This window comes from Aeromonas bestiarum (assembly GCF_000819745.1).
GTDB classification, from domain to species: Bacteria; Pseudomonadota; Gammaproteobacteria; order Enterobacterales; family Aeromonadaceae; genus Aeromonas; species Aeromonas bestiarum.
In genome coordinates this window covers 475,865-495,524 of sequence record NZ_CDDA01000015.1, presented here as the reverse complement: position 1 = coordinate 495,524, position 19,660 = coordinate 475,865, and the positions used below count along the sequence as shown (strand labels likewise).

Genomic DNA, 19,660 nt, shown 5'->3' with positions numbered 1-19,660 from the left:
GAGCCTTGTCTAAGCTTAAGGCTATCCGAACACCAGTTAGCGCACGGCTCTGCAAGGAGCCAATTCCCCTATGCCAGGTACAAGGAATTCGTACCTGGCTTTTTTTATGTCCGCACTTTCAGTTTCCCGTCTCTCACTCGAATGCCTCAGCCATCTCTTGCTCAACCTGGGGTTGGGATGACAGCTCATGTTGATAGAGCAGATCGATCGCCTGCTCGATGAGTGAGGCTTGACTGTCTTCGAGGTGCAACCCCAACGCCTGCAGCCGCTCTGCGTGACGATTGCTGATCCAGCACTGCAACCGGCTGTGGGTTTCCTGTTTACGCTTCACATGTTGACGCTGCCGCTCGGCATTGTTGTGCGGGACAGCCTCTTGGGCCTCATTCACGTTTATTTCCTGGCTCATATGACCTTGCAATGTTCTTCTTTAAGGTTTGTTATCTCTAACCTGTGGCACATTGTTGCCTGAACAAGAGGATTCTCCCCTCCCATCGAGCACCTTGGCAAAGCGCGACAAATATATCATCAGATCAACAAGATGAAATTTAACATAAAAAATGCAGTGACGCGGAGTGTCACAACAAACCATCCAGGGCATGATCGGAGAACTTGTGGGCATCGTCGAAATACTCCTGCAGGGTACGCATGTCCTTGTGGCGAGTCACCTCGATGATCTTGTTCATGGGTTTGCCGGCGGTGACGGCCGAGGTGATGAATCCCCGTCGCAGGCTGTGGCCACTGACATAGAGATCGTCGATGGCCTGGCCGGTGCGCCGCTTGATCATCAGGTTTATCCCCTGGGGACCGAGGGGTTCCGACATAAGCTGACCCCAGCGGTTCATGCGACGAAACAGCGCCCCCTCGCCGATCCGGCTTTTTTTAAGCCAGGAGTGCAGCGCCGAGACGGGACAATATTGCTTGCCGGGTATGAGTGCTATCTCGGTTTCATGGAGCTGATGCTTGCTCGGCTTGAGTCGAAGTCGGATCCCCTGCCCCACAAAATCGAGGTCGCTGACCTCGATTCTGGCCGCCTCCGAGCGACGCAGAGCCCCGCTGAACATCAACAGCAGCAGGGTGTGATCCCGCAAACCGGCCAGACTGGAAGTATCGATTTCATCGAGTACCCTGGCCAAGGGTTGCAGGGTCAGCGCCCCCGTCTTGCGCTTGCGGTTATCGCCAAGGCGCACTATGCCGCGCATCATCTCCTTGATTTCGGCATGTTCGGTCGGCATGGGATGGATGCCCTTCTGCTTGAAGGCGTAGCGGATCCCGGCCAGTCGTCTCACCAGGGTCGCGGGTTTGCGCGGCTCGCCGTTGCGCAGTTCCCCCTTGCCCTCTTCCTTGTCCAGCCATACCCAGTCCGCCAATATGCCATCGGCCTGATCTGCCAGAAAATTCATGATGTCGTGATGGGTGGTTTGCAGTGGATCCAGCCCATGCAGCTGGCACCAGAACACGAAGATACGGGTGTCAGCCTGATAGGCATTGAGGGTGGAATCCGCCTTGGCACTGCGCAAGAAGCGTCTCGCCCGGCTATTGAGCTGAGGATCGAACACAGTCTGCAATGACTGATGAGCGGAGGGGGCAAGGGTCGGATAAGCCACGTAAGTCTATGATTCAATATGAAGTTTGGGAGGATCTTACAGGATCCTTCATATACATCAAGTATCGATAATGAATATTATCGATACTTATAGAGACCTTGATTAAACCCTTTGAACCTCGATGCTCACCTGCAGCAATAGCATCTTTAGTCGGCCGGTTTATCCGCGATGTCATTATGCTGACATTCAATAACAGTGAGAGATAACATGTGGCGTAGACAATGCTGACGAGGGGAATGTGCGGGTGATTTGAAATAAAGAGGCCCCGTTATCCGGGGCCTAGTCGTTTATTTTTTTGCCAACTTGAACAGTTCGAAGAAGTTGCGGCTGGTCGCTTCCGCCAACTCGGCCAGCGGGATCTGGCGAAGGTCGGCAACGAATTGGGCAACATCGCGTACGAAGGCGGGTTCGTTCTCCCTCCCCCGATGAGGAACGGGGGCAAGATAGGGAGAGTCCGTTTCGACCAGCAAGCGCGCCAGCGGCAACGCCTTGACCACGGCTTGCAGCGCGGACGCATTCTTGAAGGTCGCTATGCCGGAAATGGAAATATAAAAGCCCATTTCCATGGCGGCCTGGGCCATCTCCAGGGATTCGGTGAAACAGTGCAACACACCACCCACCTGGTCGGCGCCCTCTTCACGCATGATCTGCAGGGTATCTTGCTGGGCATCACGGGTGTGTATGATCAGCGGCTTGTTCAAGGCGCGGGCGACCCGGATGTGTTCGCGGAAGGAGGCTTGCTGTACCTCCTTGTTTTCCGGCGAGTAGAAGTAGTCGAGCCCGGTTTCCCCTATGGCCACCACTCTTTCATCGCTGGCCTGCGTCAGCAACAGCTCCGCATCGACACCGGGTTCCTGATTGAGCGGATGCACGCCACAGGAAGCAAACACCTGGGGATAAGCGGCGATCGCCGCCAGCATGGTCGGGAATTGTGCCTGGGTGACGCTCACACACAGAAAGTATCCCACGTCCTGCTGCGCGGCCTTGGCCAGCACATCGGCCATGTCGGTCTGCTTGCTGCCATAGCTGAGGCGATCGAGGTGGCAATGGGAATCAACGAGTAACATAAAGAACCTTTGCGTCTTGTCAGTGTTATAACCAGCGGCTGAGCCAGTTCATCAGATGAATGGTGGGATTGGAGAGCTGGCCAGGTTGGCAGGCAGCCTTGAGCGCCACGAGCTGCTGCTCCGCCTCCAGCAATTTTTCGCTGGAGTTGCCTTCGGCCAACTGCTGGCTGAGGGCCGCCAGATCCGGCATCGCCAGCTGATGATGACCACAGCCGGCCTGAGTCTTGAGTGCATCGCACAAGAACAACTGCAACCAGTGCAGTCTGACCTGGGTTTCATCCGCCAGCTGGCTGCAGACATGGTTGGCCCGGGTCGGGGTCTGTGACAGGGAGACGAAACTCTCCAGCAACTCCCGGCGTTTGCCGTCCTGCTGCTCGTCGATGTAGCGCAGCACCCGCAGCGGGGCACCCTGACAGATCCGCACCTGGGCCAATGTGGCCTGATGACCCTGCTCGGCCAGCCAGCGAACCGTCTCACCTTCCGTCGGCAACTGGCAGACATGCTTGTGGCAGCGACTCAAAATGGTGGGCAACAGACGGGAAACCTGGGAGGCGATCAGCAACAAGAGACTGTCGCCGGCCGGCTCCTCCAGGGTTTTCAGCAAGGCGTTGGCGGCGGACTCCGTCATGCGCTCCGCATCCGGGATGATCACCACCTTGCCACGGCCGAGCTGGGCCGAGTTCTGCAAGCGAGCACAGATCTCGCGAATGGCCTCGACCCCTATGGTCTTGCTGTCAGCAGGCAGGGTGCCGAGATCCGGGTGATGACCCTTGTCAAACAGCTGGCAGGAGTGGCACTGGCCGCAGGGTTCCCCCCGATCCGGTTGCTGGCAGAGGTGCAAGCGCGCCAATCGTTCTGCAAGCTGCTCCTTGCCAAGCCCGGGATCGCCGAGCAGCAGCCAGGCATGGCCAAGCCGACCCGCCTGGGCCGTCTGGCTCAGGGCATGCCAATCCGGGATCAGCCAGGGATACATACGCGCTCGTTCGACAGGTAGTGGTCCAGTGCGGCCTCGATGGCGGCTTTGACCTGATCCGGGGTTTGTCCGGCATCGATCACCCGGATGGAATCATCCTTGGCAGCCAGTTCGAGATAACGGCTGCGAGTGCGCTCGAAGAAGCTGAGCTGCTCCAGTTCGATCCTGTCCAGCTCACCACGATGACGGGCCCGCTGCAAACCAAGGGCAGGATCGATATCGAGATAGAGGGTGAGATCCGGCTTGAAGTCACCGAGCACCGCCTGCTTGATGGCACCGATGAGGTTGGCATCGATACCGCGACCGCCGCCCTGATAGGCCTGGGAGGAGAGATCGTGACGATCCCCCACCACCCAGCGCCCCTCAGCCAGTGCCGGCTTGATGCGGGTCTCGACCAGTTGCACCCGGGAGGCGTACATGAGCAGCAACTCGGCTTCTATGGTGAGGCGCTCGTCGTGCACCTCTTTGACGATGGCGCGCATTCGCTCGGCCAGCGGGGTTCCCCCGGGCTCACGGGTGCACTCAATCTTGTCGATGCCGTGGCGTTGCAGATAATCGGTAACATAACGTACCGCGGAGCTCTTCCCTGCCCCTTCCAGTCCTTCAATCACAATAAATTTAGACATTAGGGCTTCTTCAATATGTATTCGCGAACCGCCCGATTGTGTTCATCGAGGGTCTTGGAGAAATAGTGGGCACCGCCCCCCTTGGCGACAAAATAGAGATAGTCGGTCGACTTGGGGTTGAGCGCCGCTTCGATGGAGGCCTTGCCCGGCATGGCGATGGGCGTGGGCGGCAGGCCGTCTATCACATAGGTGTTGTACGGATTCACGTCCGTCAGATCGCTGCGGCGGATATTGCCATCGTAACGATCCTTGACCCCGTAGATGACGGTAGGATCTGTCTGCAGCTTCATGCCAAGGCGCAGGCGGTTGACGAACACCGAGGCGATCTGCGCCCGCTCGTCTGGCTGACCCGTCTCTTTCTCGATGATGGAGGCCATGATCAGCGCCTCATAAGGGGTCTTGTAGGGCAGATTGGCCTGGCGATTGTCCCAGCTCTGTTGCAGGAAAGCCCTCATGTCCTGATAGGCACGACGCAGGATCGAGATGTCACTGGCATGGGTGGTATAGGCGTAAGTTTCCGGCAGGAACCAGCCCTCCAGCTTGCCATTGTCGATGCCGAGCTCCTGGGCCAGGTCGGCTTCAGATTGCTCCACGGTCAGCCGCTCCAGATAGGGCGCGCCGGAGAGCTGCTTCAGCCAATCCTCGAAACGGGAACCCTCGACGAAGGTGAGGCTGAAGTGAAACTCCTTGCCGGAGGCAAACAGGGAGAGGGTCTCCTTGAGTGGCGCCCCTTCCTTGATCTCGTAGGTGCCCGACTTGATGGCAACCAGCTCAGGATGGCCTCGCAGCCAGAGTCGCACCGCCCAGGGGCTGGATTCCCCCTCCCCCAGCTCGGCGATCAAACGCGCCGCGTGGGCTCCCTTCTCGACGGTAAAGAGGCGCGTCGGCCCCTTGTTGGTGAGCGTCTCCACCTGCTGCCATTTGTAATGTACATAGCCCCCGGCCACGGCAACTGTCAGTGCCGCGCCCGCGAGCAGGGTGTAAAGCCGATTAAACTTCAATGACCAAACGCTCCTGTAAACGGCGGATCAATACCGGGCTGGGATACTGGGTATCCCCGATGCCGCTCACCGGCACTATGCCCATCAGGGTATTGGTCAGCCATACCTCTTCGGCCTGCCACAGTGACTCCAACGGAGCCTCCACGACACGCAGTTCAATACTCATCTGTTTTAGCATCCCCATCACGTGTCGCCGCATGATGCCATCAATACCGCAGTGAGAAAGATCCGGTGTAAACACCGTCTTGCCACGGCGCCAAAACAGATTGGCACTGACACCTTCTACCAGAAATCCGCGACTGTTCAAGACTATACCTTCGACTCCCGAACGCGCCGCAAGTTCGCTTTTCAGCAACACCTGCTCCAGCCGGTTCAGGGTCTTGAGTCCGGCCAGCATGGGGGCATCACCGAGCCGTTGTTGACAAACCAGCAGTGGAATGCCGTTTTGCTGCCAGCCCAGATAGTGGCTCGGGTAATCGGCAAGGGAGACGATCCGGGTCGACGTCTGGCAGTCGCTGCCGTCATAGCCTCGGCCACCTGTACCACGGGTCAGCATCACCTTGGCGACAGCCTGGGTCTGGCCGGCGGCAAGCTGTGCCACCTCGCGGGTCAGGGTTGACCAGTCCATCTCGGCAAACCCGAGTCTGGCACTGGCCTGCTGCAGGCGCGCCAGATGGGCCGACCACCAGACAACCTGACCATGCTTGATCAGCATGGTGGTGAAATGACCATCCCCATAGGCCAGCCCACGATCCCTAGCGGACACAGCATCTGTCTGCATTCCATTGATAAGCAAAAGGATCCCTCCGATAAAAAAGGCCCGATACTGACGTATCGGGCCCATACTGTCCGCCCTGGGGCGAATTATACGCGTTTGAAGATCAGTGAGCCATTGGTGCCACCAAAACCGAAGGAATTGGAGAGGGCATACTCAAAGTGACCGGCCTTGGCCACATGAGGCACCAGATCCAGATCACACTCTTCATCCGGGTTGTCCAGATTGATGGTGGGCGGTGCCATCTGATCACGCAGCGCCAGCACTGTGATGATGGCTTCGATCGCACCAGCCGCACCCAGCAGATGGCCGGTCATGGACTTGGTGGAGCTGATCATCAGGGCGCTGGCATGCTCGCCAAACACCTGCTTCATGCCGCGCAGCTCGGCCACATCCCCCAGCGGGGTAGAAGTGCCGTGAGCATTGATGTAACCAATCTGCTCGGGGGCTATGCCGGCATCCTTGATGGCGTTCTTCATGGCGCGGGCGCCACCGTTGCCGTCAGAGGGAGGTGCCGTCATATGATAGGCATCGCCACTCATGCCAAAGCCAACCAGCTCGGCATAGATCTTGGCGCCGCGGGCCCTGGCGTGTTCGTACTCTTCCAGTACCAGCACACCGGCGCCGTCACCCAGCACGAAACCGTCGCGATCCTTGTCCCACGGACGGCTTGCCTTTTGCGGCTCGTCGTTGCGGGTAGAGAGCGCCTTGGCCGCCGCGAAACCGCCCATTCCCATCGGGGTGGAGGCTTTTTCGGTACCACCGGCCACCATCACGTCCGCATCACCGTAGGCGATCATACGGCCGGCCATGCCGATGGCATGGGTACCCGTAGTACAGGCTGTGGTCACGGCTATGTTGGGGCCTTGCAGACCCTTCATGATGGAGAGATGACCGGACACCATATTGATGATGGTGGACGGTACGAAGAAGGGGCTCAGCTTGCGCGGGCCACCGTTGATCAGGCTGCTGTGGTTCTGTTCGATCAGACCCAGACCGCCGATGCCGGAACCTATGGCCACGCCAACCCGTTCTGCGTTCTCTTCGTTGATCACCAGACCCGAGTCATCCAGTGCCTGGATCCCCGCCGCCACGCCGTACTGGATGAAGGGATCCATCTTGCGGGCTTCTTTGCGGTTGATACCGTACTGTTCGGGATCAAACTCTTTGACCTGGCCTGCGAAACGGGTCGCAAACTCGCTGGCATCAAAGTGTTCGATGGGAGAAATGCCGCTCTGCCCGTTGAGCAGGGCTTGCCAGCTGGATTCGGCAGTGTTGCCCACCGGGGAAAGCATCCCCAGGCCGGTCACCACGACTCTGCGTTTTGACACTGAGCTAGTCTCCGAGAGCTATTTTGAAAGGGGTAAACATAAAAGAAGCGGCCCTTGGGCCGCTTCTTTCAGAACAGGAACTTATTCCTGATTAGCGGTGATGTAATCGATAGCCGCTTGAACAGTGGTGATCTTCTCGGCTTCTTCATCAGGAATTTCGGTATCGAATTCTTCTTCCAGCGCCATTACCAGTTCAACGGTATCCAAAGAGTCAGCGCCCAGGTCGTCGACGAAGGAGGCAGCGTTTTTAACGTCTTCCTCTTTAACACCCAGTTGTTCGATGATGATTTTCTTTACGCGTTCTTCGATGTTGCTCATGACCTGAATTTTCCTTTAAAAATACGCTATTGCGTCTGGTTGGGGTAGTTTATTCAATTGACGTGAGTTTGCAAGTAGCTTGCCGCTGGTCAAACCACGAAATTCGCCAAACTTCGGCGTACTATCGCAAATTTGAACAGATCTCACGACAAATTGATTACACCATGTACATCCCGCCATTAACATGCAGGGTTTCGCCAGTGATATAGGCGGCGTCATCAGACGCCAAGAATACCACAGCTGCGGCAATTTCTTTTGGATCGCCCAAACGGGCGGCAGGCACCTGATTCATGATGCCGGCACGTTGATCGTCATTCAGGGCACGGGTCATGTCGGTCTCGATGAAACCGGGCGCAACCGCATTCACTGTGATACCACGGGATGCCACTTCCCGTGCCAACGATTTGGTAAAGCCAACCAGGCCCGCCTTGGCGGCGGCATAGTTGACCTGGCCCGCATTGCCCATGGTACCGACCACTGAGCCTATGCTGATGATCCGGCCATGACGCTTCTTCATCATGGCACGCAATACCGGCTTGCTCAGACGGTACAGTGAGGTGAGATTGGTGTCGATGATTTCATTCCACTCATCATCTTTCATGCGCATCAACAGGTTGTCGCGGGTAATGCCGGCATTGTTGATCAGGATGTCGATCTCGCCAAAGCGTGCCTTGATGGCCGCAAAGACAGTTTCGATGGATTCCGGACTGGTCACGTTCAGTGCCATGCCGCAACCCTGCTCACCCAGATAGGCGCTGATTGCCTCTGCGCCGCTTTCGCTGGTCGCAGTGCCGACGACTTTTGCGCCACGGGCCGCAAATGTTTCGGCAATCGCCCGGCCGATACCACGACTGGCACCTGTCACCAACACAACCTTATCGGTAAAACTCATGATCTGCTCCTGTTTACTTGGACTGGGCCAGCGCCAGCTCGAAAGAGGCAGCATCGTTGGCGTGAATGCCTTCCACGCGCTTGTCGATGCGCTTGGCCAGCCCGGTCAATACCTTGCCCGGCCCCATCTCGATCTCGAGGGTGACACCCTCATTGGCCATCCGCTCCACCGTCTCGGACCAACGGACCGGACTGAACAGCTGACGCACCAGGGCCTGCTTGATGGCGGCCGGATCCTGTTCACAGGACACGTCGACATTATTGATGACTGCGATGGTTGGAACCTTGATCTCGATCCCGTCCAGCGCAGCCGCCAGTTTTTCTGCCGCCGGTTTCATCAGGGCGCAGTGGGAGGGTACAGAGACCGGCAACGGCAGCGCACGTTTGGCACCAGACTCTTTCATCAAGACGTTGGCGCGCTCAACCGCTTCCTTGTGACCGGCGATCACCACCTGGCCCGGGGAGTTGAAGTTGACCGGGGACACGACCTGACCTTGCGCCGCTTTTTCGCAGTTGGCGGCGATGGCCTCGTTATCCAGACCTATGATGGCGGCCATGGCACCTGTGCCTTCCGGCACCGCTTCCTGCATGGCCAGACCACGCAGTTCAACCAGTTTGACCGCGTCGCCAAAGGCCAGGGCACCGCTGCACACCAGGGCGGAATATTCCCCCAGGCTGTGACCGGCCATGACGGCGGGGGTTGCCCCACCCTGCTGTTGCCACAAACGCCAGAGCGCGACGGAGGCGGTCAGCAGCGCCGGCTGAGTACGCCATGTCTTGTTCAGATCTTCAACCGGACCATCCATGACCAGGGCAAACAGGTCATAACCCAGCACCTGGTTCGCCTCGGCGAAGGTTTCCTTGATCACGGCGTGCTGCTCGGCCAGCTCGGCCAGCATGCCGACGGTTTGGGAGCCTTGTCCCGGGAAGGCAATGGCAAATTGGGTCATCATTGATTCCTTTAAGGTAAGACGAAAACGAAATCGGTCGCGGGATGGCGCAGGGCCCATCCCGCTGAAGATCAGAGGCGAACCAGCGCCGAGCCCCAGGCAAAACCACCGCCGAAGGCCTCCAGCAGCACCAGCTGGCCCGGTTTGATCCGACCGTCGCGCACCCCTTCATCGAAAGCGATGGGCACGGAGGCGGCAGAGGTGTTGCCGTGCTTGTCGAGGGTCAGCACCACCTTGTCGAGGCTCATGCCGAGCTTCTTGGCGGTCGCGCTGATGATGCGGAAGTTGGCCTGGTGCGGCACCAGCCAGTCGAGCTCGCTCGGCTCGACACCGGCTGCGGCCAGGGTTTCGGTCACCAGCTCGCTCAGGCGGGTTACCGCCACCTTGAACACATCGTTGCCCTTCATATACATGTAGGCTTCGAGTTCGGCTCCCGGCATGCCACGACGAGGGTGTGGCAGCTTGAGCAGATCGCCATAACGGCCATCGGCATGGAGATGAGTCGACAGTATCCCTGGCGTCTCGCTGGCGCCAACCACTACGGCGCCGGCACCATCCCCGAAAATGATGATGGTGCCGCGATCTTGCGGATCGCACATGCGGGAGAGCACATCGGCACCAACGACCAGCACATGGCGGGCGGCGCCGGATTTGACGAACTGATCGGCGATGGAGAGTGCGTAGGTGAAACCGGCGCAGGCGGCCGCCACATCAAAGGCGGGGATGCCGGGCACGCCGAGCAGCCCCTGCAGCTCGCAGGCGGCGGCCGGGAAGGCGTTCTCGGCGCTGGTGGTAGCCAGCACTATCATGTCGAGATCGGCCGCGGTGAGACCCGCAGCATCCAGGGCGCGCAGGGCGGCCTGGTGAGACAAGGTGGCGACGGTTTCGTCGGCACCGGCAATACGGCGTTCACGGATCCCGGTACGTTCCACGATCCACTCATCACTGGTTTCAACCATTTGCTCGAGATCGGCGTTGGTACGCACTGAACTCGGCAGATAACTGCCAGTACCCAGAATTTTGCTATGCATAGAGTTCTTATAGATCCCTGTCGGAAAAGACAGATTCAAGGCGATCTGCTATTTGCAATGGAAGTTGATGCTTGGCCTCTTGTGCGGCCAGCAGGATCGCATTACACAGAGCGCGCCGTTCGGCCCGCCCATGGCTTTTTACCACAATGCCGCGCAATCCTAACAGACTTGCGCCGTTATACTGGTCGGGGTTCAGGTAAGAAAAACGTCGTTTGAACATAAATCCGGCGATACGGCCAAGAAAACTGCGTTTCTTGCGGGGATATCCGGCCAGTTGGGCCATCATCCGTACCACACCTTCCGCCGTCTTGAGGGCGACGTTGCCGACAAAACCGTCGCAGACAATCACGTCGCACTCGCCGCTGAAGATGCGATCCCCCTCGACGAAGCCGACGAAATTGAGCGCGCTGCACTGACGCAGCAGCTCGGCGCTGTGACGCACCAGATCGTTGCCCTTGATCTCCTCCTCCCCCACGTTGAGCAAGGCGACCCGGGGAAAGGCGATGCCTTCCACCTTCTCGGCCACCACTGAGCCCATCACCGCAAATTGCAGCAGGGTGTCGGCATCGCAGCTCACGTTCGCCCCCAGATCCAGCATCACGGTACGCTTGCCACTCAAGGTCGGCAGCGCCTTGATGAGCGCGGGTCTGTCGACACCGGGCAGGGACTTGAGCACGCACTTGGCCATGGCCATCAGGGCACCGGTATTGCCGGCACTGACGCAGGCATCGGCCTCACCGGCTTTCACCAGATTGAGCACAACCCGCATGGAGGAGTCTTTCAGGGTACGCAGCGCCACGATCGGCTTGTCGCCCATGCCAACCACCTGGGATGCATGTACGAAACGAACGCGAGGATGAGTCAGCAAGCCATGTTGCTGCAACAAGGAGGTAGTCTGGTGCTGATCACCGACCAGGATCAGTTTTAACTGGGGCAAAAGAGACAGTGCCTGCACGGCGGCAGGCACTGTTTCCGAGGGGCCAATATCTCCCCCCATTATGTCTAGCGCGACAGTTTGCGTAGACAAAGGCAATCCTTAAGCGATTACCTTTTTACCGCGGTAGAAACCATCGGCAGTCACGTGGTGACGACGATGAATTTCACCACTGGTCTGATCAACAGTCAGAGCTGCACTGGTCAGCGCATCGTGTGAACGACGCATGCCACGCTTGGCACGGGTTTTACGGTTCTGTTGTACGGCCATTGTAGGCTAACTCCTAGATTCACTTACGTTTAAGCTCTTCAAGAACTGCAAAGGGATTCGGCCGCTCATCAGCAGGTTCGATATCACCCCAAGTCATCTCCATGTTACCGCGCGGGCAAGCATCCATCGGATGCATCGCCACCTGAGGCAACGAGAGGATGAGTTCATCCTCCAGGATTTGATGAAGATCTATCTCGCCGTTTTCGTCCAACTCAATGGGCTCATAAGCTTCCGGCAGTTCTTCCTCGTTTGTTTTTTCAAACAGCGGAGTGTAGATAAAATCAGCTTCACAAAGGTGTTCGAATGTATCTCCACAACGCTGGCAAACCAGGTCAACCTTGGCATGGGCAGTGCCTTTCATAACGGTCAACTTCTGGACATCTTTGCCAAAGTGCAGTGATACGTCGACATCACTCTGCAAGCCTGCGGTTGATGCCTCCAGCCTGGGCATCTGCGACTTTTCCACTATCCCGACATAGTCGAGCAGCTTCAAGGCATTACGGACTGGATCAACCTTAACGGGCAACTTCACCTTTTGCATAGGGCGCGAATATTATAGGTCCAACAACTGATAGTCAAAGGAAAAAGTCCTTACCGCCGATGATTTTAACCATACAAGTCCCTGAGATGCCGGGACTTGTTCTCATCGGTGGCTGATTATGCCATAAACCTGAGGATCCTACACAGGATCCTGCCTGCATTCGGCACATATCGAGTGTGCCGCAGTCTCGCTGACCTTGTCTCTGTTGCCGCCTCAGGAGTGCGTAATCCGACGTCTTGTCGTCAAATGACCGCCACAGGGCCCCGCCCCCTTCATCCGCCGCGGCAATCCGCGGGCAATGCCTGCCCACTGGCCATGTTTATCTGGCGGCAGCGTTCAGCGTGAAAGCCAACTCAGCCACTTCACTCCAACCCCCTGCGATCGACCGAGGCACCGATGTGACTGCGAGAGGATGCCGGTTCACAGATGCTTTTCATGCCAAGTCATGACCGTCTTTCATTCACGCCCCCCTGTAGTTACCAGCAGGCTCTTATATCCAGCCACCGATTAACGATATTGAGCCTTCTGAAAACAAGGCTGTTATCACGGTCAGCAAGGGCACAGTCAATATTTGGTGAAGATGAAATAGGAGTAACGCCCTCATGTGACTGCGAGGGGGAATATGTTATATCAACTTTCTGATTACATGTCATGGCTGACGCCAGGACATTATCGGGAACCTCCACCCTAGATTAAATACGCCAGCAGTGCTGGCGCATGACATATCATCAATACCCATCACTGGGTATAACAAGAGTGGGTTTCAAGGTTCATGAATGACGTTTTACTCGCATCCAGCAGAACCGGGGCACAGTGGGCATAACCTGTTGCCCCATCGGTGGCGCGCAGGGTACTGATATAGGTCCCCCTAGGATAAGATATAAAGGTGGAGCCTCCCGCCGGAACATCCCGGGTGTCATAAATGCCCTCCCCTATAATTTCAATATAGGCGCTGGCACGGGAACTCTGATTCATCAGCGTCAGACTCACAAAGTCTCTTGGCGTCTGCGCAGCCGCGGCACTGAGTGCGTCCATCGCCGCCGGTGCTGCCGCAGGCTGTGCCTCATCAGCCGCCACGACGCCCATAGTGCCCAGTGACAAGCACAGCAGGGCCGCAAAAATAGGTGATTTTTTCATGATATATCCTTATATGGTCAGATGGTGATTAGCACGGCAAGAAAGATCCTGTTTCTTGAGGGTGGCTATATTAGCCTCCTTGCCATTGGCTCTTCATTCGTTTGTAACGGATGGAGATATTGGCGCCAGAAATGACGATAAGGTAAAAAAGGTGTTAAAACCTGAACTGGAAATTAACGAAAATTCTTTATTGATGCGTGATATTCCCGCCCCGGTCAAAACAACTGACAAAGACTTGTCTGCCACAATGCAGATAAAGATGGGAAATGAAAGAAGTATGATAAATATCATGAGGTTGGCGCTATATACCGTTTTTCATGAAATGGATATGAGCGACACACTATTTACCTGATCGCATGGCAGTGAAACGGCACAGACAAGTCTCTTGATAAAGAGCATATTTAAAGACACCCCGGCTTAAGCCTGGAGAATACCCATCAAGGGCAAACCTCAAGGAAGAACCTGGCATGAATGCCACTTGCCAGCAGAGTGTTGCCGCGCACAAGCGCAAGGTTGGGGTGGCACAGCTTCCATCAGCCGGCGAATGGCTCGAAAGCTGTCCAGCGCCGCCTGGGCGGCAATCGGATTGACGAGCCAGCTCGGCAGGCTGTCGCCCGGGTTGGTGTAGGTTTCAAGACGCACCAGGGTGGTGCCGTTCAGTTGTGGCAATGCCTCCCAGCGCCCTTCACTGGCCCTGATCCGCACTCGCCCCGGATGGGGTGGCAGTGCATCAGGCGCCGCCCATACCGTCAGTTGCAGGCTGCAATCGGCATTGCGCCGCAGGCGAGAATGAGTGATCAGCTCTCGCTCCTGCACCGGCCAGGGGGCCGACAAGCGGGTATATACCAGATCTTCATCGGGCGCCGGCTTTGCCAGCACGCGCACCTCCAGGCTCTGGGGCAGCCACTCCTGATGACGGGCAGTATCGCGCAGCACGGCCAGCAGGGCGGATGGGGGCGCCGCTACGTTCATTTCCAGGCGCAGGGCCAGAAATGTCCCCGGTGGGTGGGCGCGGGTCCATAACAAGATGCCGGCCTCCCCCGTCTGCAATTGCCACCCCTGTCCCCATGCCGGCAAACAGAGCAGCCACAGCAGCCATATTCCATGTCTCGTCATCTGATGCCCTCGCCTGATCCTGCTTATGCTTATAGCCGCTTTTCGGCTGGCAGGGCGGTTTGTCTGCTGGCGGGCCGACATGTACCGGGCAGATGGTGGCTAGCCGGGCTCCCCCATGTGTTCGTGATAGAGCCGCTTTATCTCGTCTCGCAGCCAGAGCACCTTGGTGTTGTAGTTGTTGCGCTTGTGCCAGAGCAGGATAAAGGCGATGTCGAGCTGGCGATACAGCGTTTCTTCCAGCGGCAGTGGCAAGGAGATCAGATTGTCGTGATGCAAGCTGGCATAGCTGGCGCAATATGACGGCACGACCGCTATCAGCTCATGGGCGGATTGGGCGGCAATGTGCAGCGCCTGCTCGAAGCTGGAGACCCGGATCGGCACCCGCCGGCTGAGTCCCTCATCATCGAGCAGGCTGTCGAGGGCCCAGGCATCACTGGCCTCCCACACCACGCTCACATGGGGGTAGGCGAGAAAATTGTCCAGGCTCCACTTGCGGGCCAGCAGGGGGTGATCCTTGCGCAGAAACACCACGGGTCTGTCTTCGAACAACACCTCGTGATCGATGTAATAAGGCAGGCGGTTGACCCGGGCCAAGGAGCTGGGGTGCGTCTCGCGAGCACAGAAACCGAGATCGGCATCGCCATTGATGATGTCGCTGAGGGAGTGGTGATCCCAATTCATCACCTTGATGGTCGACTTGCGGTATTTCTCGTATATGACCATGGGCAGGCTGTTGAGAAAGCTGATGTAAAAGGGGGACTCCAGCACCAGTCTGAAAGCGGCCCCTTCCGGAATCGCGTTGCCGCAGAGGGAGGCTATGTTGCCCGACAGCTGAAACCACTCCTTGAGCTCCTCTTCCAGACTCAGCGACAAATTGGTGGGCTCCAGTCCCCGCTGCGTACGGATAAAGAGCGGATCGTCAAACCAGTCGCGCAGGCGAGCCAGCGCCTTGCTGACCGTCGGCGCAGTGACATTGAGCCGCTTGGCCGCCTTGGTCGCGCTGCGCTCTTGCAACAACAACCTGAAGACCACCAACAGATTGAGATCGAGTTCGACCAGAGGGCGCATGATCAGATTTTCTCCACGGACTGGGGATCGCAGGGGACCTGGTCGGCCACAGGCCCCATGATGCGAAAGGCGAGATAGAGTAGCACGGCGAGGAGGAGCGAATAAGCCAGCAACAGGAGGGGCGCCAGACCAAGCCAGCCCATCAGCCAGATATAGAGCGCCGAGCTGGCTATCTGAATGATGCACAGAGTCGCACTGGCCAGGGCGATCTGGTGCCGGCAACTGGCGAGAGCCTCGCCCATCGCGATGCCGAAGCTGGCGGAAAAACCGATGCAAACGAAGGCAAAGCCAAGACGGATCAGCCAGAGCGCCCACAAAGGCGAGGAACCATCATGGGCCAGCGCCATCAACAACGCCTCCTGCCGAGAAGCCAGCAGCAACAAGAGCGCCACCCCCAAGGCGCCGTGGGCCCAGGCCAGCACCCTCTCCTTGCCCCACCGGCGGATCAGCACGGGATTGAGAAAAGAGGTGATCATGCTGATCGCGGCCATCGCCATCATGATCTCGGCGTAACCTGCGGTATCCAGCCCCATCCCCGTCATCAATATCATGGGCGAGGTACTGACATAGGTCAGGATGCAGGTCATGCCGGTACTGGTCAGGCCGCACATCCACAGATACTGTCTCGTGCGCAAAAATCCAAGGCGTTCGGCAGGATGGGAAACGGTCTGTCTCCCCTCCCCTGGGCGGGTCTCCCGCAGCCAGAGCAGGGTCACCAACGCCACCATGGCGCCGAGCAGGGCCATGGCCTGGAAGATCGCAGGCCAGTCGAAGCGGGCCAGGATCAGATAACCGAGCAGCGGCGCCAGCACGGGGATCACGCAGATGACGCCGTTGATCATCGACAGGACAGCCGCCAGCCTGGCCGGCGCCAGCACATCCCGCAGCACGGTAAAGGTCATGATATAGAGGGTGCCGGCCCCTATCCCCTGACCGATGCGACCCAGCAGAAATGCCGTGATCGAGTCGGCGCTGCCGGCAGCCAGCGAGGCCAGCACAAAGATGAGGGCGCCCCCCAGGATCACCGGCTTGCGGCCATATCGGTCGGCCAGCAGCCCGCCCGCCAGCACGGTAGCGGCCATGCCAAACAGATAGGCTGAAAACGCGGTATGCAGCTGCGCCGCGCTGGCCTCCAGCGCGACCCCGATCTGGGGGAGCGCGACCAGATAGAGATCTATGCCCACCGGGTAGAGGGTGATCATCAAGAAACAGCAGACAAGGTAGGGACGCATGACAACTCCAGCAGCAGGGGACTGTCGCCCACCCAGGGCATGACAGTCGGATAAGCCTGCCACTATAGGGAAGAGGCCGATGAATGAGTCGATAGCGACACTTTCCAATCTGGAAACCGGGGGCAATCGCACGCCCTTCACACTGCGGCCACACGGGATGAACCCTGTGATACCAGCAGATCAGGCCAAATACGAAAATCCCATCAGGTATTTGCCCGGCTCAGGGCGCGGCGATACCATCTGCGCCTGACCGCATCGAACCAGGACATCACAATGCCAACACAGCTGATCCTCGCCTCCACTTCCCGTTATCGCAAAGCCCTGCTGGAAAAACTCGCGCTTCCTTTTGAATGCGCGGCCCCCGAGGTGGATGAGTCTCCCCTGCCCGGCGAACCGGCCGAGGCGCTGGTGGCGCGGTTGGCCCTTGCCAAGGCAAGCGCCATTGCCGACCGGTTTGATCAGGGACTGATCATAGGGTCCGATCAGGTGTGTGTCTGCGACGGCCAGATCCTGGGCAAACCGGGTACTGTGGAAAAAGCGGTGGCACAACTGATGGCCGCGCAAGGCCGCAGCGTCACCTTCCATACCGGCCTGTGCGTACTGGATGCCGCCAGCGGCCGGGCCGAGCAGCTGGTGGAGCCTTTCACCGTGCACTTCCGCACCCTGGATGAGGCCGCCCTTCGCCGCTATGTCGAGGCTGAGCTGCCCCTCGATTGCGCGGGCAGTTTCAAATGTGAAGGCATGGGGATAGTGCTGTTCAAGGGGCTGGAGGGGCGCGATCCCAACGCCCTGATCGGCCTGCCGCTGATCGGCCTGATCGAGCTGCTGGCGCGCCACGGCCTCGCCCTGCCCTGACGGGAGCGACATGCCCGCAATGAAAAACGGGAGCCAAGGCTCCCGTTTTTCATCTATTCATCCGCTATATCGCAGGCTAACCCAACAACCGCTTGAGCTCATCCATGGTATCGACGACGGCAAGCGGATCATGTACCTGCAACCGGCGCTTGTCGTGCACGCCCCAGCTCACCCCGATCCGCGGCATGGCCAGCGCCTCTGCCATCGCCATGTCATGGATGGAGTCGCCAATCATCACCGCCTGGTGCGCAGCCAAGCCCAGCTCATCCAGAATTTGCGTCAGCATCAGGGGATCGGGTTTGGAGTTGGCCTCGTCCGCGCCACGGGTGGCGGCAAACAGCGGCCGCAGTCCGGTATCGTCCAGCACCCGATCCAGGCCACGGCGCGACTTGCCGGTGGCCACCGCCAGCGCTATCCCCTGCCCGTGCCAGTGGTGCAGCAGCTCGCTCGCCCCGACAAACAGCGGGCTGGGCGTGTCGTCATGCACATAATGGTGACGATAGCGGGCGATCAGGGCGTTGGCCCGCTCGCCCCCCGGCGCCAGCGCAAACAGCTGTGGAATGCCGACCTCCAGGCTGAGCCCTATGATCTGATGCGTCTCTATCGCAGCGGGCACTGGCTCGCCACAATCGCGAGCCGCCCCCGCAACGCAGGCGACAATCCGGCCCACCGAGTCCATCAGGGTACCATCCCAGTCGAAAATGGCGAGTCGGACCGCCTTCATCAGCGAGCCAGCTTGTTCAGGAAGTTGTCGAGTTCAGGCGCGAGCGGGGCTTCCACCTGCATCTCGCGGCCGTCGACCGGATGGGTAAAGCTCAGCTTCCAGGCATGCAAAAACAGCCGTTTCAGCCCTTGGCTGCGCATTTTCTCGTCAAAGGCCGCTTCCCCATACTTGTCATCACAGGCGATGGGATGACCGGCATGCTGGGTATGCACCCGGATCTGGTGGGTACGGCCGGTGATCGGGCTGCACTCGACCAAGGTAGCCTCGGCAAATTGACGGGCGATGCGGAAACGGGTTTCGGATGGCTTGCCGTCACTGCTGACCCGCACCACACGTTCACCGGATTGCAGATCGTTCTTGCGCAGCGGCGCATTGACCACCTTGACGTGGGGCTGCCATTGGCCGCGCACCAGCGCCAGATACTGTTTGCGCATGGTTTTGATCCGCAGTTGCTCGTGCAGGCTGCGCAGGGCGCTGCGCTTCTTGGCAACCAGCAGCACGCCTGAGGTATCGCGATCCAGCCTGTGTACCAGCTCCAGGAAGCGGGCATCCGGGCGCAGGGCGCGCAGCCCCTCGATGACGCCGAAACTCAGACCGCTGCCACCGTGCACGGCCATGCCGGACGGTTTGTTGAGCACTATCATGGCGTCGTCTTCAAACAGGATCTGGCTCTCCAGACGCTGGATGCTGCCGAGGTTGGCCGAGGGCAGTTCGTTTTTCTCGGCAACCCGCACGGGAGGCACCCGCACCTCGTCGCCTGGGCAAAGTTTGTATTCCGGTTTGATGCGCTTTTTGTTGACGCGCACTTCCCCTTTTCGAAGGATGCGATAAATCAGGCTCTTGGGGACGCCCTTTAGCTGAGTCTTGAGAAAATTGTCGATGCGCTGCCCTTCATGCTCAGCTTCGATGGTGAGCAGCTGCACTTGTTGTTGTATCTGTGTCATGGCGCGGATTTTAACACCGCCGGCGGCCCTTGGCTGCATGCTTTGTTGAAAAATGGCGCCTTGCTATAAAAGTGGTTTAAATGGGATAATAAACAAGGTTTTGTCATTGTGTTCAAGCCTTGTACTAAGTGGCCAAAATTTATGCCACCCAATCCCGAAACACCGTGTATATAAGAACATGACGGTTCCCGGGTGCGAGGTACAGCGCATGGAGAACACAAACAGAACCGATTATTTGTCTCCACACCGGCATCCTTAATTCATGCCTTCTC

Annotated in this window: 23 protein-coding genes; 2 read left to right on the top strand and 21 right to left on the bottom strand. The window is 58.3% G+C overall.

The features are described from left to right. Window positions 1–133 precede the first annotated feature (133 nt). The 16 genes from BN1118_RS09390 to BN1118_RS09320 all read right to left on the bottom strand — a co-directional run bounded on the left by BN1118_RS09390 (window position 134) and on the right by BN1118_RS09320 (window position 13,449). A complete protein-coding gene (locus tag BN1118_RS09390; RefSeq protein WP_043555712.1) occupies window positions 134–406 on the bottom strand; it encodes a RepB family protein in 273 nt (90 codons plus the stop codon). A 169-nt stretch (window positions 407–575) separates the two neighbouring features. Further along, complete coding sequence (locus tag BN1118_RS09385; RefSeq protein WP_244463598.1) at window positions 576–1,517, bottom strand: site-specific integrase; 942 nt, start codon at window positions 1,515–1,517, stop codon at window positions 576–578. Window positions 1,518–1,891: 374 nt separating this feature from the next. Next, window positions 1,892–2,671, bottom strand: coding sequence for a TatD family hydrolase (locus BN1118_RS09380; RefSeq protein WP_043555707.1), 780 nt, complete (start codon window positions 2,669–2,671; stop codon window positions 1,892–1,894). Between the two features lie 25 nt (window positions 2,672–2,696). After that, window positions 2,697–3,644: a DNA polymerase III subunit delta' gene (gene holB, locus BN1118_RS09375; protein ID WP_043555706.1), complete on the bottom strand. Its 948-nt coding sequence runs from the start codon at window positions 3,642–3,644 to the stop codon at window positions 2,697–2,699. After that, window positions 3,629–4,270, bottom strand: coding sequence for a dTMP kinase (gene tmk, locus BN1118_RS09370; RefSeq protein WP_043555704.1), 642 nt, complete (start codon window positions 4,268–4,270; stop codon window positions 3,629–3,631). The genes holB and tmk overlap by 16 nt, the downstream gene beginning before the upstream one ends. Further along, window positions 4,270–5,271: an endolytic transglycosylase MltG gene (mltG, locus tag BN1118_RS09365; RefSeq protein ID WP_043555702.1), complete on the bottom strand. Its 1,002-nt coding sequence runs from the start codon at window positions 5,269–5,271 to the stop codon at window positions 4,270–4,272. Before mltG ends, tmk begins: the two co-directional genes overlap by 1 nt. Continuing rightward, on the bottom strand, window positions 5,261–6,115 hold the full coding sequence (pabC, locus tag BN1118_RS09360) for an aminodeoxychorismate lyase (protein ID WP_043555701.1): 855 nt from the start codon (window positions 6,113–6,115) through the stop codon (window positions 5,261–5,263). The genes mltG and pabC overlap by 11 nt, the downstream gene beginning before the upstream one ends. Window positions 6,116–6,135: 20 nt before the next feature. Continuing rightward, the gene (gene fabF / locus BN1118_RS09355; protein ID WP_043555699.1) at window positions 6,136–7,377 is read right to left on the bottom strand and encodes a beta-ketoacyl-ACP synthase II; all 1,242 of its coding nucleotides are present in this window, start codon (window positions 7,375–7,377) and stop codon (window positions 6,136–6,138) included. 81 nt (window positions 7,378–7,458) lie between these two features. Continuing rightward, complete coding sequence (gene acpP, locus BN1118_RS09350; RefSeq protein ID WP_005300909.1) at window positions 7,459–7,695, bottom strand: acyl carrier protein; 237 nt, start codon at window positions 7,693–7,695, stop codon at window positions 7,459–7,461. A 157-nt stretch (window positions 7,696–7,852) separates the two neighbouring features. Continuing rightward, complete coding sequence (gene fabG, locus BN1118_RS09345; protein WP_043555697.1) at window positions 7,853–8,587, bottom strand: 3-oxoacyl-ACP reductase FabG; 735 nt, start codon at window positions 8,585–8,587, stop codon at window positions 7,853–7,855. A 13-nt stretch (window positions 8,588–8,600) separates the two neighbouring features. Then, entirely contained in the window at window positions 8,601–9,536 is a 936-nt protein-coding gene (gene fabD / locus BN1118_RS09340; protein WP_043555696.1) for an ACP S-malonyltransferase, read from the bottom strand. Between the two features lie 71 nt (window positions 9,537–9,607). Beyond that, window positions 9,608–10,567, bottom strand: coding sequence for a beta-ketoacyl-ACP synthase III (locus BN1118_RS09335; protein ID WP_043555695.1), 960 nt, complete (start codon window positions 10,565–10,567; stop codon window positions 9,608–9,610). 7 nt (window positions 10,568–10,574) lie between these two features. Continuing rightward, window positions 10,575–11,594: a phosphate acyltransferase PlsX gene (gene plsX, locus BN1118_RS09330; protein WP_042866375.1), complete on the bottom strand. Its 1,020-nt coding sequence runs from the start codon at window positions 11,592–11,594 to the stop codon at window positions 10,575–10,577. A gap of 9 nt (window positions 11,595–11,603) precedes the next feature. Beyond that, entirely contained in the window at window positions 11,604–11,771 is a 168-nt protein-coding gene (gene rpmF / locus BN1118_RS21130; protein ID WP_005311492.1) for a 50S ribosomal protein L32, read from the bottom strand. A gap of 19 nt (window positions 11,772–11,790) precedes the next feature. Then, complete coding sequence (gene yceD / locus BN1118_RS09325) at window positions 11,791–12,312, bottom strand: 23S rRNA accumulation protein YceD (RefSeq protein WP_042866373.1); 522 nt, start codon at window positions 12,310–12,312, stop codon at window positions 11,791–11,793. Between the two features lie 738 nt (window positions 12,313–13,050). After that, window positions 13,051–13,449, bottom strand: a complete 399-nt coding sequence (locus BN1118_RS09320; protein ID WP_043134813.1) for a hypothetical protein — start codon at window positions 13,447–13,449, stop codon at window positions 13,051–13,053. A 61-nt stretch (window positions 13,450–13,510) separates the two neighbouring features. Between BN1118_RS09320 and BN1118_RS09315 the strand changes: the two genes are divergently transcribed. Next, window positions 13,511–13,801 carry a hypothetical protein gene (locus BN1118_RS09315; RefSeq protein ID WP_131245220.1) on the top strand — a complete coding sequence of 97 codons (291 nt, stop codon included), beginning with the start codon at window positions 13,511–13,513 and terminating at the stop codon, window positions 13,799–13,801. Between the two features lie 98 nt (window positions 13,802–13,899). On the opposite strand, the gene BN1118_RS09310 is transcribed toward BN1118_RS09315, so the two are convergent. From BN1118_RS09310 to BN1118_RS09300, 3 genes are all read right to left on the bottom strand, one after another. After that, complete coding sequence (locus BN1118_RS09310) at window positions 13,900–14,565, bottom strand: START domain-containing protein (RefSeq protein WP_043134817.1); 666 nt, start codon at window positions 14,563–14,565, stop codon at window positions 13,900–13,902. Between the two features lie 99 nt (window positions 14,566–14,664). Further along, entirely contained in the window at window positions 14,665–15,633 is a 969-nt protein-coding gene (gene yidZ / locus BN1118_RS09305) for an HTH-type transcriptional regulator YidZ (RefSeq protein ID WP_043134819.1), read from the bottom strand. Between the two features lie 2 nt (window positions 15,634–15,635). Continuing rightward, a complete protein-coding gene (locus tag BN1118_RS09300) occupies window positions 15,636–16,865 on the bottom strand; it encodes an MdtL family multidrug efflux MFS transporter (protein ID WP_043555693.1) in 1,230 nt (409 codons plus the stop codon). A 273-nt stretch (window positions 16,866–17,138) separates the two neighbouring features. On the opposite strand from BN1118_RS09300, the gene BN1118_RS09295 reads away from it, so the two are divergent. Further along, window positions 17,139–17,720: a Maf family protein gene (locus BN1118_RS09295; protein ID WP_043555692.1), complete on the top strand. Its 582-nt coding sequence runs from the start codon at window positions 17,139–17,141 to the stop codon at window positions 17,718–17,720. A gap of 76 nt (window positions 17,721–17,796) precedes the next feature. On the opposite strand, the gene BN1118_RS09290 is transcribed toward BN1118_RS09295, so the two are convergent. After that, the gene (locus tag BN1118_RS09290; RefSeq protein WP_043134822.1) at window positions 17,797–18,444 is read right to left on the bottom strand and encodes an HAD-IA family hydrolase; all 648 of its coding nucleotides are present in this window, start codon (window positions 18,442–18,444) and stop codon (window positions 17,797–17,799) included. Next, window positions 18,444–19,388, bottom strand: coding sequence for a 23S rRNA pseudouridine(955/2504/2580) synthase RluC (rluC, locus tag BN1118_RS09285; protein ID WP_205619593.1), 945 nt, complete (start codon window positions 19,386–19,388; stop codon window positions 18,444–18,446). Before rluC ends, BN1118_RS09290 begins: the two co-directional genes overlap by 1 nt. Window positions 19,389–19,660 lie beyond the last annotated feature (272 nt).

What these genes read in the sequence shown, in the direction of transcription:
- BN1118_RS09295 (WP_043555692.1), top strand. Translation starts at nt 17,139, where the DNA reads ATGCCAACACAGCTGATCCTCGCCTCCACTTCCCGTTATCGCAAAGCC.
- BN1118_RS09300 (WP_043555693.1), bottom strand. Translation starts at nt 16,865, where the DNA reads ATGCGTCCCTACCTTGTCTGCTGTTTCTTGATGATCACCCTCTACCCG.
- BN1118_RS09320 (WP_043134813.1), bottom strand. Translation starts at nt 13,449, where the DNA reads ATGAAAAAATCACCTATTTTTGCGGCCCTGCTGTGCTTGTCACTGGGC.
- rpmF (WP_005311492.1), bottom strand. Translation starts at nt 11,771, where the DNA reads ATGGCCGTACAACAGAACCGTAAAACCCGTGCCAAGCGTGGCATGCGT.
- BN1118_RS09310 (WP_043134817.1), bottom strand. Translation starts at nt 14,565, where the DNA reads ATGACGAGACATGGAATATGGCTGCTGTGGCTGCTCTGTTTGCCGGCA.
- yceD (WP_042866373.1), bottom strand. Translation starts at nt 12,312, where the DNA reads ATGCAAAAGGTGAAGTTGCCCGTTAAGGTTGATCCAGTCCGTAATGCC.
- acpP (WP_005300909.1), bottom strand. Translation starts at nt 7,695, where the DNA reads ATGAGCAACATCGAAGAACGCGTAAAGAAAATCATCATCGAACAACTG.
- holB (WP_043555706.1), bottom strand. Translation starts at nt 3,644, where the DNA reads ATGTATCCCTGGCTGATCCCGGATTGGCATGCCCTGAGCCAGACGGCC.
- yidZ (WP_043134819.1), bottom strand. Translation starts at nt 15,633, where the DNA reads ATGCGCCCTCTGGTCGAACTCGATCTCAATCTGTTGGTGGTCTTCAGG.
- tmk (WP_043555704.1), bottom strand. Translation starts at nt 4,270, where the DNA reads ATGTCTAAATTTATTGTGATTGAAGGACTGGAAGGGGCAGGGAAGAGC.
- fabD (WP_043555696.1), bottom strand. Translation starts at nt 9,536, where the DNA reads ATGACCCAATTTGCCATTGCCTTCCCGGGACAAGGCTCCCAAACCGTC.
- BN1118_RS09290 (WP_043134822.1), bottom strand. Translation starts at nt 18,444, where the DNA reads ATGAAGGCGGTCCGACTCGCCATTTTCGACTGGGATGGTACCCTGATG.
- rluC (WP_205619593.1), bottom strand. Translation starts at nt 19,388, where the DNA reads ATGACACAGATACAACAACAAGTGCAGCTGCTCACCATCGAAGCTGAG.
- BN1118_RS09335 (WP_043555695.1), bottom strand. Translation starts at nt 10,567, where the DNA reads ATGCATAGCAAAATTCTGGGTACTGGCAGTTATCTGCCGAGTTCAGTG.
- BN1118_RS09380 (WP_043555707.1), bottom strand. Translation starts at nt 2,671, where the DNA reads ATGTTACTCGTTGATTCCCATTGCCACCTCGATCGCCTCAGCTATGGC.
- BN1118_RS09390 (WP_043555712.1), bottom strand. Translation starts at nt 406, where the DNA reads ATGAGCCAGGAAATAAACGTGAATGAGGCCCAAGAGGCTGTCCCGCAC.
- fabG (WP_043555697.1), bottom strand. Translation starts at nt 8,587, where the DNA reads ATGAGTTTTACCGATAAGGTTGTGTTGGTGACAGGTGCCAGTCGTGGT.
- pabC (WP_043555701.1), bottom strand. Translation starts at nt 6,115, where the DNA reads ATGGGCCCGATACGTCAGTATCGGGCCTTTTTTATCGGAGGGATCCTT.